The following is a 14,499-nucleotide window of genomic DNA, read 5'->3' on the forward strand; positions in this document are numbered from 1 at the left end:
GCTTTCCCTGCTCCTCCATCCCTGCTATCGCTTTCCATGGCGTCATCCTCCGGCACCCGCCGCCTAGCGGGTGTGAGTTGTGGCTCAACTCGCCGGATCTTGACGCCTTTTCACTTTTCCACCAACTTCCCGACACTACCGTAGTAGCACTGAGCGGAATGTTCAGCTTTTGTGTGAGTCATGCAATCGGTCAAAGGGAGCGACGATATGAGCGGGTTAGCCGAGGCGCTCGTCGAGACTCGCAAGCAGACGGGAGCCCGTAGAATCTACCGATGAAGCTCTCTAATCACATTGTTTTTCGGCGCTCTGAGGAAAACAAGTCCTCGCCCCTAATGGATGATTTCAAAAAGTGGACAGAGTGGCTCGCATCCATCGAACTCGCGGTAACAGAGTTATGCGTAGGTCGAGACGTCTACAAAGAGACACTAGAAATGTACCGACGAAATCCGGAGATTCAGAAGCCAAGCTTATTTTATTCATGGATGCGAGGACTTTTTATCACCTGGTCCGTCACTCTTATCGGCCGTCTAGTCGATAACAGCAAGAATACTCGCTCTTTTGTGAGGCTTCTAAGGAGCATCCGGAAAAGCTCGCATCGTCCCTCAAGGGAGCACCAGGTTGCTCTTTATATTTCCGCGATGGTGAATTTCCCTGATGGCGAACCAGCGCGAATCGCCAATCGTGAGTTCGACCACCTGGTGGGAAGCACGGAAGACTTTCTTCCCAACAAACAAATCGAAGCGGACATAACAACGCTTCTTGAGGCTACAAAGCCGATTATAAATTTTCGGCACGAACGCGTTGCACATCTCGATGCCAATCCTTCAGAGCAATTACCTACCTATGAACATCTTGACGCGGCAATTGATGCTTTAGTCACAGTGCTCAAAAAATACTCGCTGCTCATTAAAGGCTTGTCAGCGGACCCATTTCCGACCATTCAATATGACTGGTTGGCGATATTTCGTGTTCCCTGGATAAAACAAGGCTAGTCAGCAGTAGCCGTTGGCTTCACGCACATCGTGTTTGGCGACCGGCGCGCCGGCGACGGATTTGTCGAAGCGCTTCTCATCGCAGAGCTTGGCGACCAACTGATGGCCGGAAACCACGATCAAGCGCAAGCCGCGCAGGACGAGCTGGTAGATCGGCCCGTACTTCTGCGGCAACCTCGCGAAACCCTGCACCGGTCCTTCGCGATCGATGTCGAGCAGGTTGCCGAGGTGTGGTTTGGCAGGCGGCTGCGCAATCTCGCTCAAAGTCTCATGCGCCATGGTATCGTGCGCTACCCTCGCGTGGGATTTGGCCGCATCAGACTTTCATAATCGCGTCAGCGCAGGCAAAGCGGAAACCAGAGATGCGCAGCCGTTACCAAGAAAACTTCCGCGAGTTAGCGCAATCCAATAGAGTTGCCTGCGAGGTAGCGCGGAAGTGCGAACACTGGTGACCGGTGGCGCCGGGTTTCTCGGCTCCCATCTTTGCGAGCGTCTGTTGCGCGACGGGCACGAGGTGATCTGCCTCGACAATTTCTATAGCGGCAAGCGCGCCAATATCGCGCAGTTGTCGGCCAACCCGCGTTTCGAGCTGATTCGTCACGATATCGTCGAACCGATTCTGCTCGAAGTGGACCGCGTCTTTCACCTAGCCTGCCCGGCCTCGCCGGTGCATTACCAGTACAATCCGGTGAAGACGATTAAGACCAGCGTGATGGGTACGATCAACATGCTGGGGCTGGCCAAGCGGGTTAAGGCGCGCATCCTGTTGACCTCGACCAGCGAGGTTTACGGCGACCCGGAGCAGCATCCGCAAACCGAAAGTTACTGGGGCCACGTCAACCCGATCGGGATTCGCTCCTGTTACGACGAGGGCAAACGCGTCGCCGAATGCCTGATGATGGACTACCATCGCCAGAATCACGTCGATATCCGCATCGTGCGGATCTTCAACACCTACGGCCCGCGGATGGCGATCAGCGACGGCCGCGTGGTCTCGAACTTTTGCGTCGCCGCGCTCAAGGGCGAGGAGATTCCAATCTACGGCGACGGCCTCCAGACGCGCTCGTTCGCCTACGTTGACGACACGATTGACGGGCTCGTGCGCATGATGGAGGCGCGCGACTTTATCGGCCCGGTTAATATCGGCAACCCGGATGAATTCACGATTCGTGAACTCGCGTCGCTGACGCTGGAGCTCTCACATAGCGCCTCGCGGCTGGCGTTTCATCCCGCGCCGCCCGACGATCCAGTGCGTCGTCGGCCGGACATCAGCCTGGCCCGCGAGCGGCTCGGATGGGAGCCGAAAACCGCGTTGCGCCAGGGCCTCGCCACGACGATCGAGCATTTTCGCCATGAGCTTGGCCTCGCGGGTGGGTAGCCAGCCTATTTTCGTCCGAATCGAGACAAGGCTCGCGATCTTTGTTCTAGATGCAGCCTATCGACAACTTGGGCGGGATTGAATTAGCCTCGTCGGCGGATTCGCGATCCCCTTGCGGAGTAGCTGAAATGCCGACGGCGCTAATCACCGGAGCTTCCAGCGGATTGGGCGAGCAGTTCGCCTATGCCTTGGCGCGCCAGAAGCACGATCTGGTGCTGGTCGCGCGCCGCGCCGATCGGCTCGAGATGGTTTCTGCGCGCTCGAAGGAACTTGGCGCCGGTCGCGTCGAGATAATGGCGATGGACCTCGGGCAGCGCGCGACGCCTCAGACGATCTGCGATCGGCTCAAGCGGGACCAGATTGAGATTCATTATCTGGTCAACAACGCCGGCTTCGGCACCGCCGGACGTTTCAGCCAACTGGCGCTGGCGCGCGAACTCGAGCAGATCGATCTCAACATTACGGCGCTGGTCAGCCTCACACACCTGCTCCTGCCCGCGATGATCGAGCGTCACAGCGGCACCATCATCAATGTGGCTTCCACCGCGGCCTTTCAGTCCGTGCCCTACATGACGACGTATGCTGCGACCAAGGCCTTCGTTCTGAGCTTTACCGAGGGGCTCGCGGGCGAGCTCGCGGGCAGCGGGATCCGCGTGATGGCGCTCTGTCCGGGCCCGGTCAGGACCGAGTTTCAGGCGGTGGCGCAGAACGAACGGGCGGTGTTGCCGTCGTTCGTCTGGGTGCCGGCGGAGAAGGTGGTCGCCGACGGGATCGCGGCCGCCGCCAGCGGCCGTATGACCTATATTGCGGGCGCGCTCAACTTCTTCACGGTGCAGTCGACACGATTTGTGCCGCGCGCGATGATTAATTTTATCGCGCGCCGGGTCTATAAGCCGGTCGAGTAGTTTGCGCTTAGTTCGCGATCGGTCTGCGATTTCAGCCGGCCTTACTTAAGCAGATCGCGCGCTATCACGACGTGCTGAATCTGCGAAGTCCCCTCGTAGATCTGCAGCAGCTTCGCGTCGCGCATCAGCTTTTCGACCGGATACTCTTTCATATAACCGTAGCCGCCGAAGATCTGTACGGCGTCCGTCGTGATCTTCATGCAAGCGTCGGCGCTGAAAAGTTTGGCATAGCTCGAAATCGCGTTCGGGGTCTCGGCGCGATCGATCATCCAGGCGGCTTTGTAGGTCAGCAGGCGCATCGCCTCGACGTTGACCGCCATGTCGGCGAGCATGAACTGAATCGCCTGAAAGTTCGCGATCGGCTGGCCGAAGGCCTTACGCTCGCGCGCGTACTTGAGTGACTCGTCGAGCGCCCGCTGCGAGACTCCGATCGCGATCGCCGCGATGCCCGGGCGGCTGCGATCAAAGGTGCCCATCGCATACTTGAAGCCCTCGCCTTCGGCGCCGACCAGAGCGTCGAGCGGAATCCGCAGCTCGTCATATACGATCTCCCCGGTATCGGCAGCGCGCTGTCCGAGCTTCCCATGCATCCGCGTGCGCGTTATTCCGGACATATTCGAGGGAAAGACGAAGCACGAAATCCCGCGATGTTTGAGCCGCTTGTCAGAAGTGGCGAAGGTCACGATCCAATCTGCCATCGAGCCATTCGAGATGAAATGCTTGGCGCCGTTGAGGACGAACTCATCGCCCTCGCGCCGATAGGTGGTGCTGAGTCCGGCCACGTCCGAACCCGCGCCCGGCTCGGTCAGGGCGAAGGCGCTGAAGCTCAGTTGCGCGGTGAGCATCCCGAGGTATTTGCGTTGCTGCGTTTCACTGCCCGCGATCACTAAGGGCAGCGATGCGAGATCGTTGGCGGCAATCGAGTTGGAAATCCCGGAGCAGCCGTAGTTCAGCTCCTCACCGATCAGGCAGCCGTCGAGCGTCCCGAGGCCGGGACCGTCGAATTCCTTCGGCACGGCGAAATTGATCAGCCCGGCGGCGAACGCCTTCGCGCAGATGTCGCGCGGGAAGGTCTCCTTTTCGTCATACTCGCGCGCCCGCGGAATTATCTCCTGCGCGCTGAACTTCCGCGCCAGCGTCTTGAGTTCAAGCTGCTCGTCGGTGAGATCGAATCCGATCATTGGGCTCTCCGTCCGCTGTACGCTAGCAACCGGTCCGGGGCGGGGGAATCCTCCGCAGGCGCCGCTTGTAAAGATTCGCCGGGCCTACTATGACGACTATACACGCTGGCGAAGAAGCTCCGCTCAAACTCGCGGGCGTCCCAGGAGATCAGACGGCAATGTCAGTAAGTTTAATCGCGAAGATCAAAGCCAAGCCCGGTAGCGAGGGTCAACTCGAAGAAGCCTTCAAAGACATGATCAAGCAGGTGCGCGCAGCCGAGCCCGGATGCGAAGCCTACGTCTTGCACAAGTCCGCCAAAGATCCCACGCAGTTCATCTGGTTCGAGAAGTATGCGGATCAAGCCGCCTTCGAGAACCATCGAAAGACAGACCATATGAAGGCGATGGGCGGGCGGATCAAGGATCTGCTGGCCGGCGCGCCGGAACTCGAGATGATGACCGAGCTCGATCGCAAGTAGAAACGCTTTGCTGCGGGTGGCAAGTCCTCGCGGGCGCTTGCCACCCGCACGTCCTCCGCCGTTGCGCCAGCTATACTGACAGGATGCCGCGCACGATCCTGATGGGCGACCCGGCCTACTTTTCGGTGCTGGGCGGCGCCAATCCGCATACCCGCAACGCCCTCGGCCTGCGCAAAAAAGTCGACCCGACGCGCGCTCGCGTGCAGTGGCACGCGCTCGCGCGAGCGCTCGTCCACCACGGCGTCGAGGTCTGCGTCATCGAGGCCCATCCGCGACTCAGCGGGCTGGTCTATCCGGCCAACGCCGGGTTTCGATTTCCACTCGAAGCGCGTGGCGACGCGGCGGCAAACAAGTTTTTCCTCTCGAACCTGATCCCGACGCGACAGGGCGAGCGCGAGATCTACCGGCCGTTTCTCCGTGCGATGGGCTACGAAACTATCGACGTCGCCGCGCGCTTCGAGGGCGAGGCCGATTTCTTTCCTGCCGCCGATTCGATGATCTTCACCCACGGCCGCGTCGAGCGTCAGCGTTTCGTCCCGCGCCTCGGCTTGCCGCCGTGGAAACGGCGCTACGGCTTTCGATCTGAGATAGGTGCGCTCGGCGAGCTGCGGGCGATCGTGGCGCCGCAACGCGTTTTGAGTATCGAGCTCGCCCTCGAAGCGCACTATCACGGCGACACCGTGCTCTGCTCGTTCGGACCCCACCGCGAATATCTGCTCGTCTACATGGAGGGGCTGTCGCCGGCGTCGCGCGATTTGATCCGCGCCCAATTCGGTAACGATCTGATCGGGCTGACGCAAAGCGACGCAGAATTCTACGCCGCCAACTCCTTCCAGACCGATCACGACGGCCGGCTCTATCTGTTCATGCCGGAAGGCGTCAGCGCAGGGCTGCAGCGCGAGATTCAGGCCCGCGGCGTCGAACCGGTGCTGGTCAACGTCAGCGAATTTCTCGCCAAGGGGGGAGGCTCGATCAAGTGCATGATTCTTGACCTTGGGCCGTCGGCAGAACAGCCTGCCGATCCGGCGGCGGTTGCATTCCGCGCCGAGCGTTGCTACCTGCGGCTCTTTGGCAGCTCGGTTTAGCGATTTTAGAAATCGAAGAACGCGGGGGAACCGAGGACGATATTGTTCGGCGTCCCCTGCTATTATAATTGCGTCGATGCCGCCGATCGCGGCTGCTCAGGAGCATCCTGGTTGAAAAACGCTTCGCGCCTTCCTCATGTCACCACGCTTCTCTCGCTCCTGATTGCGATAAGCGCCGGGGGTTGCCTCTATGCGCAAAACGGCAAGACTCAAAACATCGCCTTCCAATCCGCTCCGCCCGGCGCACGGGTAATCTGAACGGGGTTCAATCCGGCGTGACACCCACCACTGTCACACTGTCACGATGCCCCGATTACAATGTTTCAATCCGAAAAGATGGTTACGAACCAGCCAGTGTATTGCTGTCGCGGACGCTCTCCGGAACTGACACTCTGATCTTCCTGGCTGACAGTCTGTTATTGGTTCCGGGAATTGTCGATGCTTACAACTGTTCACCAATCAGTCTGATGCCCAATCCGGTGGCCGTCCAACTGTTTGAAGAGAAAGCCGCAGCGCAGCCAGTGGCTCCGGCGCTGGGATCGGCTGCTCTGCAAGCAAGTCCTGCTTCCACCGCTGCGCAATGACAACGTCGCGGCAAAATCGAGCTGCCTCAGGTTGCCGTTAGAGTTACTCCGCGTTTGCGATGACCGAAACGCACACTCGCCTGCTCGCGGAGATTTTCGCCTGCATCTTCTTCGGCTACTCGATCGTGAACTCGTTGATTTTTTTTCAGCGCGGCCGGCGCCCGGAGAACTACTCGAGCAAAAAGATCGGAGATTTCGTGCGCTCGCCGCGCTATGGGCAAACCGTCTGGCTCAGCGGAGTTGTCGGCGTGATCGGTTTTGCGGTCGCGTCATGGATGCTCGTAGCGACGGTCTTGCAGATGCTTCACGGCGGCTGAGAATATTCCGCTAGCGCTCGATAATTCCGTCGCGCGAGAGGTCGAGCATCGCCGCGACATAACCTGGCCGCGACCTGGGCAGGTGGCCGCCCGCGAAGGCCGCGGCAATCACGGCCGATGCCTCCTCCATATTTGCCGGAAGGAAATCGCAACGCGCAAGATAGCGGCTCTCATCGAGCGGCATGAAGGCATATAAGGTGCGCGCGCCGCGGGTATGCGCCGCAGCCCGCGCCGCGGCGACCAGCGCCGCGCCGATTCCGCGACCACGCCGCGGTGCGGCGACCAGTAAACAACTCATCACCGCACAATCGATCGCGGTTTCAACGGCCGCGACGCCGATCGCATCGGCGCCATCGTAGGCGAGCAATGTGCAGACGCCCGCGCGGTCGAAGCCGTCGGCCGCACAACCCGCCGCCTCGAGCAACGCGGCGGCGCGACGGAAATCGCGGCTCTGCTCGACCACGATCGCACCGGCTTCGCGCCGGCGGCGGATTTTCTTTACGCGGGTGCGGATCAAACGAGGCGCGGCGACTATTTTTTCGGCGCGGGATAGAGCTGCGTCCCAGTCTCGTCGACCACCACGATCGCCTTCGCCGGACAGCTTCGCGCCGCAGCCAGAATCACGTTGTCGGCCGCGCCGGCCGGATTATAAACTTCGGATTTGCCCGCCGCGTCGAGCTGAAAAACGCCCGGCGCCGCTTCGATACAATCTTCACTGGCGATACACTTCGCCTGATTCACCGTGACCGTAAGTTTCGCCATCCTGACCTCCATACCGAGCCGAACTAACGCCTCCCTCCGACAATAGGATTGCCGCGCCGTAGTCGGCAAGACCGCCACGAATGATGCCGCCCTTCTGCGACTGCGCCGCGGCTGCTAGGCTTTGCGCACGCGCGCAGGAGGGCCACGTCGATGTCCAAGTGGTACAAAGAGATTACACCGGAAATCAAGAAATTCATCGCCGGACAGATGATGTTCTTCGTTGCGACCGCGCCGACCGCCGGGCGGATCAATCTCTCGCCCAAGGGGATGGACACGTTTCGCGTGCTGAGCGACAAGCGCGTGATCTATCTCGACATCACCGGCAGTGGGAACGAAACCGCTTCGCACCTTCTCGAAAACGGCCGCATCACGATCATGTTCTGTTCCTTCGGCGCGAGCCCGAACATCGTGCGGCTTTATGGACACGGCCGCGCCATTCATCCGCGCGACGCGCAATGGAGCGACTACCTCGCGATGTTTCCCGAGACTCCGGGATTGCGCCAGATAATGGAGATTGACATCGACTCTGCGATGACCTCGTGCGGGTACGCGGTGCCCAAGCTCGAGCACTTGGCCGAGCGCGACACGCTGCGACGGTACTGGGAAGCGCGCAGCGACGTCGATCTCGACAAGTACCATCGCGAGAAGAACGAACGCAGCATCGACGGTCTGCCGAGCGGGATGTTCGCCGACGGCGCGCCCGGCACAAAGTAAGTACACGCTCCAAAATCGAAGCATTCCAAAAAATCAATCCGTTCACGTGAAACAATTTGCTGAGCGATCGGGCAAACGCCGCGACAACGGAGCGGGATGCTGCCCGGACGGTGAAAAACGCTGCTTATCCTGACGCTGAAATAAATGCCGATCATCGGAACCGGAATCGATACTATTGAGGTCGCGCGGGTGGAACGCGCACTCATGCGGCCGCTGACCGGCGAACGGTTCCGCACACGCGTCTTCACCGCGCGGGAAGCTACCTACTGCGAGTCGCGCGGCCGCGGACGTTTCCAGAGTTACGCGGCGCGCTTTGCCGCGAAAGAAGCCACGATGAAAGCGCTGGGCACGGGATGGAATCGCAACGTCGGCTGGAGCGAAATCGAGATTGTGCGCGAACGCGGGCAGGCGCCGACGATCAAGTTGAGCGGTAAGGCCGCGGCCTTCGCGGCGCGGCGCAAGATCGCGCGCTTCCACCTGAGTCTGACGCACACCGCCTCCAGTGCGATCGCGCATGTAATCGCAGAACACTAAGGAACTCGAGGACAAGATGCAGCTTAAGAATATGGTGGCGCTGATCACGGGCGGAGGTTCGGGGCTGGGCGGCGCGACGGCGCAGGAATTCGCCGCCGCCGGCGCTAAAGTCGTGATCCTCGATCTGCCGGGCTCACCCGGCCCTAAACTTGCCGAAACGTTTGGCGGCAACGGACTGTTTGTCGCCGCCAACGTCGCGGACGCCGCCGCAACCGAGCAGGCGATCAACGCCGCGGTCGCGCGCTTCAACGCCCTGCACTGCGCCGTCAACTGCGCCGGGATCGGCCGCGCTCATCGCACGATCGGCAAAGAGGGTCCGCATCCGCTCGAACTGTTCAATCAAGTCGTGCAGGTCAACCTGGTCGGGACCTTCAACGTGATCCGGCTCGCCGCCGCGCAGATGGCCAAAAACGCGCCTGGCCCCGACGGCGAGCGCGGCGTAATCATCAACACCGCCTCGATCGCGGCCTACGACGGGCAGATCGGCCAAGCCGCCTACTCCGCGTCGAAAGGCGGTGTGGTCGGTATGACCCTGCCGATCGCGCGCGACCTCGCGTCGTCGGGTATCCGCGTCTGCACGATCGCGCCCGGCACCTTCGATACTCCCATGCTGGCCACCTTGCCTGAAGCCGCGCGCAAGGCGCTCGGCGCGCAGGTTCCGTTTCCCTCGCGCCTCGGCCAGCCCGAGGAATTCGCGGCGCTGGCCCGGCATATCGTCGAAAATGCGATGCTCAATGGCGAGACGATTCGGCTCGACGGCGCGTTGCGGATGGCGCCGCGCTGAGCACAGCTTTACTGCTTTGGGTTTCAGGACGCCGGAGCGTCTATTGCGAGGGGACGAGAGCGGGAAAGGGCGGCGCTGGAGCGTCCGGAGCGACGGCTGCGGCTGCACGATGCCGATGATGAAGCAGCGCGCTATCGACTGAGATCGCCGCGATATAAAGCTGGCCCTGAAAGCGCTGGTTGACAAGGAACAGCATGCCGCCCCTTTCCATGCGAAACGGCATCTCCATGATCAGATGCGGACCTTCAAACATCATTACGCTGATCGCCAGATCATCGCCCGCCGCCTCGAACGGCTGGACGTGCAGGATGTGACCGCCCGGCAGAGTGAAGGCAACCGGATCGCCGCAATGAGTGCTCTGCTGCTGATTCCTGATCAGGCGATAGTTGGTGAAATCGAAGATCGAGCGAAGGCGCTGCCCGACGCCTTCATCCGTCAGTCGCTTATCCATGTGAAACGCCGGTGTCCGTTGCCTCATCGCGGTGCCGGGCGGATAACTCGCGAGGATCGATTGGACACGAATCGCGACGAGTGGCGAGTTGCCCTGCGCCGCCGTATGAACGGATAACCCGGTCAGGCATAGCGCCGCAATCCAGATCGGTAGGCAGACCCGCTTTCGCAACATAGGTCAGGGTTGCTGATCCGGTACCCAAACCACTGTCGTGCCACTGCGCGGCTCGTCCCAAACCGCCACCGAAGGACCGTTGCCGGCGCCCAGCTCCGAGACCAATTCTTCTGAGTCGCGCGCCGCGATCGCCGAGGCCTGGTCCCATACGCCCGACGGGTCTGTGGTCGCCGCACTCGCGGTCATGAGTGGCGACGCCGGGCTCGGTCCAGACGTCTGCGCTATCGGGCCTTGCGGAGTCTGGTTCAGCGCGATCTGGTTGCGCTTCGGTTGAGTTTGCAGTGTCTGAGTTCGCTGCGCGATCGCCAGCGGCGCGGTCGCCACCGGATGAAAGCTCTCACTAAGGCGTGGCGCCAGCAGCACGAAGGTCACCACCGCTGAAGCGGTCGCAACCCCGGCTATCTGGATCACTGACCCGAAGCTTCCGAGCGATTCCCAGAACTCGCGGATACGCGAACCCAAGGGCGGACGCTCGCGCGCGATCCGCGCCATCACCGCCTGGGTGAAGCCGTCTAAGCGCGGGGCTGTCGAAACCTCACGCAAGGCAGCCCCCAGCGAGCGATAGCTCTCGAGCGCCGCGCGGCAGGCGTCGCAGCCGACCACGTGGAAGGCCACAGCTTCCATCTCGCGGGGGCGCAACTCGCCGTCCTCGAACGCTCCCAGCAAAAGTTCTATTTCACCGCAAGCAGCCATTCCTTCAGCTCTTATCGACATCTTTGAGGATTCCCCGCAGATGACCACGCGCGTAGTGCAAACGGCTCATGACAGTTCCCCGCGGGCAGTCCAGAACTTCGCTGATTTCGTCATAGGACAGCCCATCAACTTCCCGCAAAAGTATCACTGCGCGATGCTCAGGCGTCAACTCTTTCAGTGCGGCGCTCAGCCGTTGACCCAGTTCGCCGCGCGCTGCTTCGGTAAACGAGTCGCCAGTGCCGCTCGGAATCCGTCCGAGCTCGTTCTCCCCCTCCTCGCCCCGCAGCACAACCTGACGCCCTTCGCGGCGACGGAAGTCGATCGCGAGATTCGCCGTGATCCGGTACAGCCAAGTCGAGAAACTCGACCGTTCCTCGAATTTGCCGAGACTTTGATAGGCGCGGACAAAGGCTTCCTGCGCGATTTCAAGGGCGTCGTCTTGATTATGCACCACGGCCATCGCGACTCCCGCAACCCGCCGTTGATAGCGCTCGACCAGGGTGCTGAAGGCCCGTCCGTCGCCCTTGCGCGACCGCCGGATCAGCTCCCCTTCTTCGGCCTCTGGGCGCGTTGCGTTACTCAAGAGGTTAGACGCTTGTTTGCCCGAGAAATTCAGGTGAAGGAGGCCGGATCGAGTCCCGAACGAGGCTGTCACACACTCGCGATAGTCCCGTCCCCGGATAGCGGGCGCGGCCTCACAGACGTTCAAGCTCCGCCCAGTTCGGTCCACACTTCAACTCGACCTTGAGCGGCACGGCGAGCGATGCGGCCTGCTCCATCGCCTGCCTGACCGCCTCGACGCAGGCGCTGAGCGCCTCGCTGCGGACCTCGAGCAGCAATTCATCGTGAACCTGCAGGATCATCCGCGCCGCGAGCTTGCGCTCGCGCACCGCCGCGTCCATCCGCACCATCGCGAGCTTGATCAGATCGGCGGCGCTGCCCTGAATCGGCGTGTTGGTCGCGATTCGTTCCGCCTGCGCCCGCGCTCCGCCGTCCGGTCCGTTGAGTTCAGGCAGATAGCGCCGCCGTCCGTACATCGTTGCGACGTATCCGCGCTCGCGCGCAGCGCGTAAGGTTTCGTCAAGGTAGCGTTTGACGCCCGGCAAGCGTTCAAAGTACCGCTTGATATAGTCGGATGCCGCGGCAAACGGAATCCCCAGCTCGCCGGCGAGCCGCTGCGGCCCCATCCCATAGATGATGCCGAAATTGATCACCTTGGCCTGCCGCCGCGCCTCGCGATCATCCTTGTCCGCCCCGAGGACCTCGGCCGCGGTCCGTGCGTGGATGTCTTCGTCGCTCGAGAAGGCCTCGACCAGCGTCGCGTCGCCCGACAAATGGGCGAGAATGCGCAGCTCGATCTGCGAGTAGTCCGCCGACAGCAGCACGTGGCCCGCGGCCGGCACAAAGGCCCGCCGGATACGCCGTCCCTCCACGCTGCGCGTTGGAATATTCTGCAGATTCGGCTCGGTCGAGCTGAGCCGCCCGGTCGCCGTAAGCGCCTGATGGAACGAGGTATGGATGCGCCCGCTCGTCCCGTCGATCAGCTCCGGCAGCGCATCGCTGTAGGTGGATTTGAGTTTGGCGAGCGCCCGATACTCGAGCAGCCTGCGTGGCAGCGGGTGCGCGGAGGCCAGCTTCTCGAGCGTATCTGCGTCAGTCGAAAAGCCGCTCTTGGTTTTCTTCAGCCCCTTGGTCGGCAGCTTCAATTCGTTGAACAGAAGCTCACGCAGTTGAATCGGCGAGTTGAGATTGAACTCGCGCCCGAGCAGCGCGTAACACTCGCGTTCGAGCCCGTCGAGCTGTGCGCCGAACTCCGCCGAAATTCCGCGCATTGCTGCTGCGTCGATCCCGATCCCGGCCTCTTCCATCGCGGCGAGCACCTTAGCGACCGGCAGCTCGATTTCGTTGTACAAGGGCATCAGGCCGGCTTCTTCGAGCCGCGCGCGCAAAGGTTCGCGCAGGGCCTCGAGTGCCGCGGGTTCCGAGGGCTCGCTCGCGCCGCTGCCGAGCGAGGTCAGATATTCGCGATAAAGTTCCGCCAGCGGCGGCTCCGGCTTGCCCGGATTGATCAGGAAGCCGGCGATCATCGTGTCGAGTTCGACCCCGCCGAGTTCCACACCGTAACGGCGCAGCAGCCCGAGATGCCGCTTCAAATCGTGACAGACCTTGCCCTGCGCCGGATCACTCAGGAGCGCGCCGAGCGCGGAAATCTGATCGCGCCCGAACACGTAGACCATCGGCTGTTCGGCTGCTTTGATCTTCAGTATTACGGCGCCGCTAGCGTCGCCGCCCAGATGGAACGCCAGCCGCGACGCCTTGCGCAACTCGGCTGCGATCGCCGAAAAATTCGCCGCACTGACGTGGTTTTCCGTGCTGTCGGCGGCGGGCGCCGGCCGCGCTTCGCCAGGTGTCAGCTCGTTGAGTAGCGATCCGAATTCGAGCTCCCGCAGCAGCCCTGCCACGGTTTCGTGATCGATCCCTGGCCACCCCAGCTCCTGCGGCGCGAATTCCAGCGGGGTCGTCGTATTGATTCGCACCAGCTTGCGTGAGAGCTCCGCGTCCGCGCGATGCTCCATCAGCACCGACGCCATTTTCTTCGGAATCCGCGCCTTGACCTCGCCGATCCGATCGAGCCCGGCGTACAGCCCCTCGAGTGAGCCGAAATGCTGAATCAGCGCGCTGGCGGTCTTCTCGCCCACTCCCGGCACGCCCTTGACGTTGTCGATCGCGTCGCCCATCAGCGCCATGATCTCGATCAGCGCGCGCGGCTCGACCCCAAAGCGCTCCCGCACCTCCTGCGGCCCGGTCCGTTTGCCGAACATCGTGTCCCACAACGTGATCTTCGGACCGACGAGCTGCATGAAATCCTTATCGCCGGTAACGATCACCACCTCGAACTTGTCACCGACGGCTTGCGTCGCCAGCGTCCCGATCACGTCGTCGGCCTCGTAACCGTCAACCACCAGCCGCCGGATTCGGAACGCATCGACGGCGCGATAGATATATGGAATCTGCTTGATTAGATCGCTCGGCGTCTCCGCGCGATTCGCCTTGTATTCCTGGAACAGATCGTCGCGGAAAGTCTTCTTGCTCGAATCGAAGACCACCGCGATATGACTCGGCCGCGCCTCCTTGAGCAGCTTCACCAGCATGCGGATGAAGCCGTAGGTCGCGTTGGTCGGTAGTCCGCGCGAGTTGTTGAGTTGCGGCAACCCGAAAAACGCCCGGAAGATGTAACCCGAACCGTCAACCAGATAGAGATTACGCTGATGCTCCGCCACAGGTCCGTTAACAGTAACGTAACCGGATTCCCTCGCAAAACCACGCCGCAGTGTAAACTCTGATATTGACACTGCGCTGAACCGCCGGTTAACTATCTGCGCTGGGCGCGCCTGCTGAATAATCACAGCGTTGAAGCGTCTTACAAAATGGCAACACCAGGGAAGCTTTGCTCAACCGGGCTCCAGACGGATACAGAGATTCTTGT

The 14,499-nt window shown here is 61.5% G+C and carries 18 protein-coding genes; 10 read left to right on the forward strand and 8 right to left on the reverse strand.

The window, feature by feature from the left end; translation table 11 throughout:
* The first annotated feature begins 272 nt into the window (after positions 1–272).
* Positions 273–992: a hypothetical protein gene (locus tag VKS22_02350; protein ID HLW69441.1), complete on the forward strand. Its 720-nt coding sequence runs from the start codon at positions 273–275 to the stop codon at positions 990–992.
* Here the strand turns inward: VKS22_02350 and VKS22_02355 are convergent, their stop codons facing one another.
* The gene (locus VKS22_02355) at positions 993–1,271 is read right to left on the reverse strand and encodes a cytochrome P450 (GenBank protein ID HLW69442.1); all 279 of its coding nucleotides are present in this window, start codon (positions 1,269–1,271) and stop codon (positions 993–995) included. It lies immediately after the preceding gene.
* Positions 1,272–1,428: 157 nt separating this feature from the next.
* Between VKS22_02355 and VKS22_02360 the strand changes: the two genes are divergently transcribed.
* Both VKS22_02360 and VKS22_02365 read left to right on the forward strand, forming a co-directional pair.
* The gene (locus VKS22_02360) at positions 1,429–2,370 is read left to right on the forward strand and encodes a UDP-glucuronic acid decarboxylase family protein (GenBank protein ID HLW69443.1); all 942 of its coding nucleotides are present in this window, start codon (positions 1,429–1,431) and stop codon (positions 2,368–2,370) included.
* Positions 2,371–2,498: 128 nt separating this feature from the next.
* Positions 2,499–3,275, forward strand: a complete 777-nt coding sequence (locus VKS22_02365; protein ID HLW69444.1) for an SDR family oxidoreductase — start codon at positions 2,499–2,501, stop codon at positions 3,273–3,275.
* Between the two features lie 41 nt (positions 3,276–3,316).
* On the opposite strand, the gene VKS22_02370 is transcribed toward VKS22_02365, so the two are convergent.
* Positions 3,317–4,456 carry an acyl-CoA dehydrogenase family protein gene (locus tag VKS22_02370; GenBank protein HLW69445.1) on the reverse strand — a complete coding sequence of 380 codons (1,140 nt, stop codon included), beginning with the start codon at positions 4,454–4,456 and terminating at the stop codon, positions 3,317–3,319.
* A 158-nt stretch (positions 4,457–4,614) separates the two neighbouring features.
* Between VKS22_02370 and VKS22_02375 the strand changes: the two genes are divergently transcribed.
* The 4 genes from VKS22_02375 to VKS22_02390 all read left to right on the forward strand — a co-directional run bounded on the left by VKS22_02375 (position 4,615) and on the right by VKS22_02390 (position 6,900).
* On the forward strand, positions 4,615–4,914 hold the full coding sequence (locus VKS22_02375; protein HLW69446.1) for a putative quinol monooxygenase: 300 nt from the start codon (positions 4,615–4,617) through the stop codon (positions 4,912–4,914).
* Between the two features lie 83 nt (positions 4,915–4,997).
* Positions 4,998–5,999, forward strand: coding sequence for an arginine deiminase-related protein (locus tag VKS22_02380; GenBank protein HLW69447.1), 1,002 nt, complete (start codon positions 4,998–5,000; stop codon positions 5,997–5,999).
* Between the two features lie 275 nt (positions 6,000–6,274).
* Positions 6,275–6,583, forward strand: a complete 309-nt coding sequence (locus VKS22_02385) for a hypothetical protein (GenBank protein ID HLW69448.1) — start codon at positions 6,275–6,277, stop codon at positions 6,581–6,583.
* A gap of 59 nt (positions 6,584–6,642) precedes the next feature.
* Complete coding sequence (locus VKS22_02390) at positions 6,643–6,900, forward strand: hypothetical protein (GenBank protein HLW69449.1); 258 nt, start codon at positions 6,643–6,645, stop codon at positions 6,898–6,900.
* Between the two features lie 10 nt (positions 6,901–6,910).
* Here VKS22_02390 and VKS22_02395 read toward each other — a convergent pair whose 3' ends face one another.
* Together VKS22_02395 and VKS22_02400 are read right to left on the reverse strand one after the other, a co-directional pair.
* Positions 6,911–7,417 (reverse strand): GNAT family N-acetyltransferase, encoded by a 507-nt coding sequence (locus VKS22_02395; GenBank protein ID HLW69450.1) that lies wholly within the window; start codon positions 7,415–7,417, stop codon positions 6,911–6,913.
* A gap of 14 nt (positions 7,418–7,431) precedes the next feature.
* A complete protein-coding gene (locus tag VKS22_02400) occupies positions 7,432–7,662 on the reverse strand; it encodes a ferredoxin (GenBank protein ID HLW69451.1) in 231 nt (76 codons plus the stop codon).
* 150 nt (positions 7,663–7,812) lie between these two features.
* Between VKS22_02400 and VKS22_02405 the strand changes: the two genes are divergently transcribed.
* The 3 genes from VKS22_02405 (at position 7,813) to VKS22_02415 (ending at position 9,694) form a co-directional block, all read left to right on the forward strand.
* Entirely contained in the window at positions 7,813–8,376 is a 564-nt protein-coding gene (locus VKS22_02405) for a pyridoxamine 5'-phosphate oxidase family protein (GenBank protein ID HLW69452.1), read from the forward strand.
* A gap of 144 nt (positions 8,377–8,520) precedes the next feature.
* On the forward strand, positions 8,521–8,910 hold the full coding sequence (gene acpS / locus VKS22_02410) for a holo-ACP synthase (GenBank protein HLW69453.1): 390 nt from the start codon (positions 8,521–8,523) through the stop codon (positions 8,908–8,910).
* A gap of 16 nt (positions 8,911–8,926) precedes the next feature.
* Entirely contained in the window at positions 8,927–9,694 is a 768-nt protein-coding gene (locus tag VKS22_02415) for an SDR family NAD(P)-dependent oxidoreductase (protein ID HLW69454.1), read from the forward strand.
* 40 nt (positions 9,695–9,734) lie between these two features.
* Here the strand turns inward: VKS22_02415 and VKS22_02420 are convergent, their stop codons facing one another.
* The 4 genes from VKS22_02420 to polA form a co-directional block, all read right to left on the reverse strand.
* Positions 9,735–10,319: a hypothetical protein gene (locus tag VKS22_02420; GenBank protein HLW69455.1), complete on the reverse strand. Its 585-nt coding sequence runs from the start codon at positions 10,317–10,319 to the stop codon at positions 9,735–9,737.
* 3 nt (positions 10,320–10,322) lie between these two features.
* On the reverse strand, positions 10,323–11,012 hold the full coding sequence (locus VKS22_02425; protein HLW69456.1) for a zf-HC2 domain-containing protein: 690 nt from the start codon (positions 11,010–11,012) through the stop codon (positions 10,323–10,325).
* A 4-nt stretch (positions 11,013–11,016) separates the two neighbouring features.
* Positions 11,017–11,595 (reverse strand): sigma-70 family RNA polymerase sigma factor, encoded by a 579-nt coding sequence (locus tag VKS22_02430; GenBank protein ID HLW69457.1) that lies wholly within the window; start codon positions 11,593–11,595, stop codon positions 11,017–11,019.
* A gap of 112 nt (positions 11,596–11,707) precedes the next feature.
* Positions 11,708–14,365 (reverse strand): DNA polymerase I, encoded by a 2,658-nt coding sequence (gene polA, locus VKS22_02435; GenBank protein HLW69458.1) that lies wholly within the window; start codon positions 14,363–14,365, stop codon positions 11,708–11,710.
* Between the last annotated feature and the right edge of the window lie 134 nt (positions 14,366–14,499).

It is taken from the genome of Candidatus Binataceae bacterium (assembly GCA_035308025.1).
Classification (GTDB): domain Bacteria; phylum Desulfobacterota; class Binatia; order Binatales; family Binataceae; genus JAJPHI01.

What these genes read in the sequence shown, in the direction of transcription:
- VKS22_02350 (HLW69441.1), top strand. Translation starts at nt 273, where the DNA reads ATGAAGCTCTCTAATCACATTGTTTTTCGGCGCTCTGAGGAAAACAAG.
- VKS22_02355 (HLW69442.1), bottom strand. Translation starts at nt 1,271, where the DNA reads ATGGCGCATGAGACTTTGAGCGAGATTGCGCAGCCGCCTGCCAAACCA.
- VKS22_02365 (HLW69444.1), top strand. Translation starts at nt 2,499, where the DNA reads ATGCCGACGGCGCTAATCACCGGAGCTTCCAGCGGATTGGGCGAGCAG.
- VKS22_02370 (HLW69445.1), bottom strand. Translation starts at nt 4,456, where the DNA reads ATGATCGGATTCGATCTCACCGACGAGCAGCTTGAACTCAAGACGCTG.
- VKS22_02375 (HLW69446.1), top strand. Translation starts at nt 4,615, where the DNA reads ATGTCAGTAAGTTTAATCGCGAAGATCAAAGCCAAGCCCGGTAGCGAG.
- VKS22_02380 (HLW69447.1), top strand. Translation starts at nt 4,998, where the DNA reads ATGCCGCGCACGATCCTGATGGGCGACCCGGCCTACTTTTCGGTGCTG.
- VKS22_02390 (HLW69449.1), top strand. Translation starts at nt 6,643, where the DNA reads ATGACCGAAACGCACACTCGCCTGCTCGCGGAGATTTTCGCCTGCATC.
- VKS22_02400 (HLW69451.1), bottom strand. Translation starts at nt 7,662, where the DNA reads ATGGCGAAACTTACGGTCACGGTGAATCAGGCGAAGTGTATCGCCAGT.
- VKS22_02405 (HLW69452.1), top strand. Translation starts at nt 7,813, where the DNA reads ATGTCCAAGTGGTACAAAGAGATTACACCGGAAATCAAGAAATTCATC.
- acpS (HLW69453.1), top strand. Translation starts at nt 8,521, where the DNA reads ATGCCGATCATCGGAACCGGAATCGATACTATTGAGGTCGCGCGGGTG.
- VKS22_02415 (HLW69454.1), top strand. Translation starts at nt 8,927, where the DNA reads ATGCAGCTTAAGAATATGGTGGCGCTGATCACGGGCGGAGGTTCGGGG.
- VKS22_02420 (HLW69455.1), bottom strand. Translation starts at nt 10,319, where the DNA reads ATGTTGCGAAAGCGGGTCTGCCTACCGATCTGGATTGCGGCGCTATGC.
- VKS22_02425 (HLW69456.1), bottom strand. Translation starts at nt 11,012, where the DNA reads ATGGCTGCTTGCGGTGAAATAGAACTTTTGCTGGGAGCGTTCGAGGAC.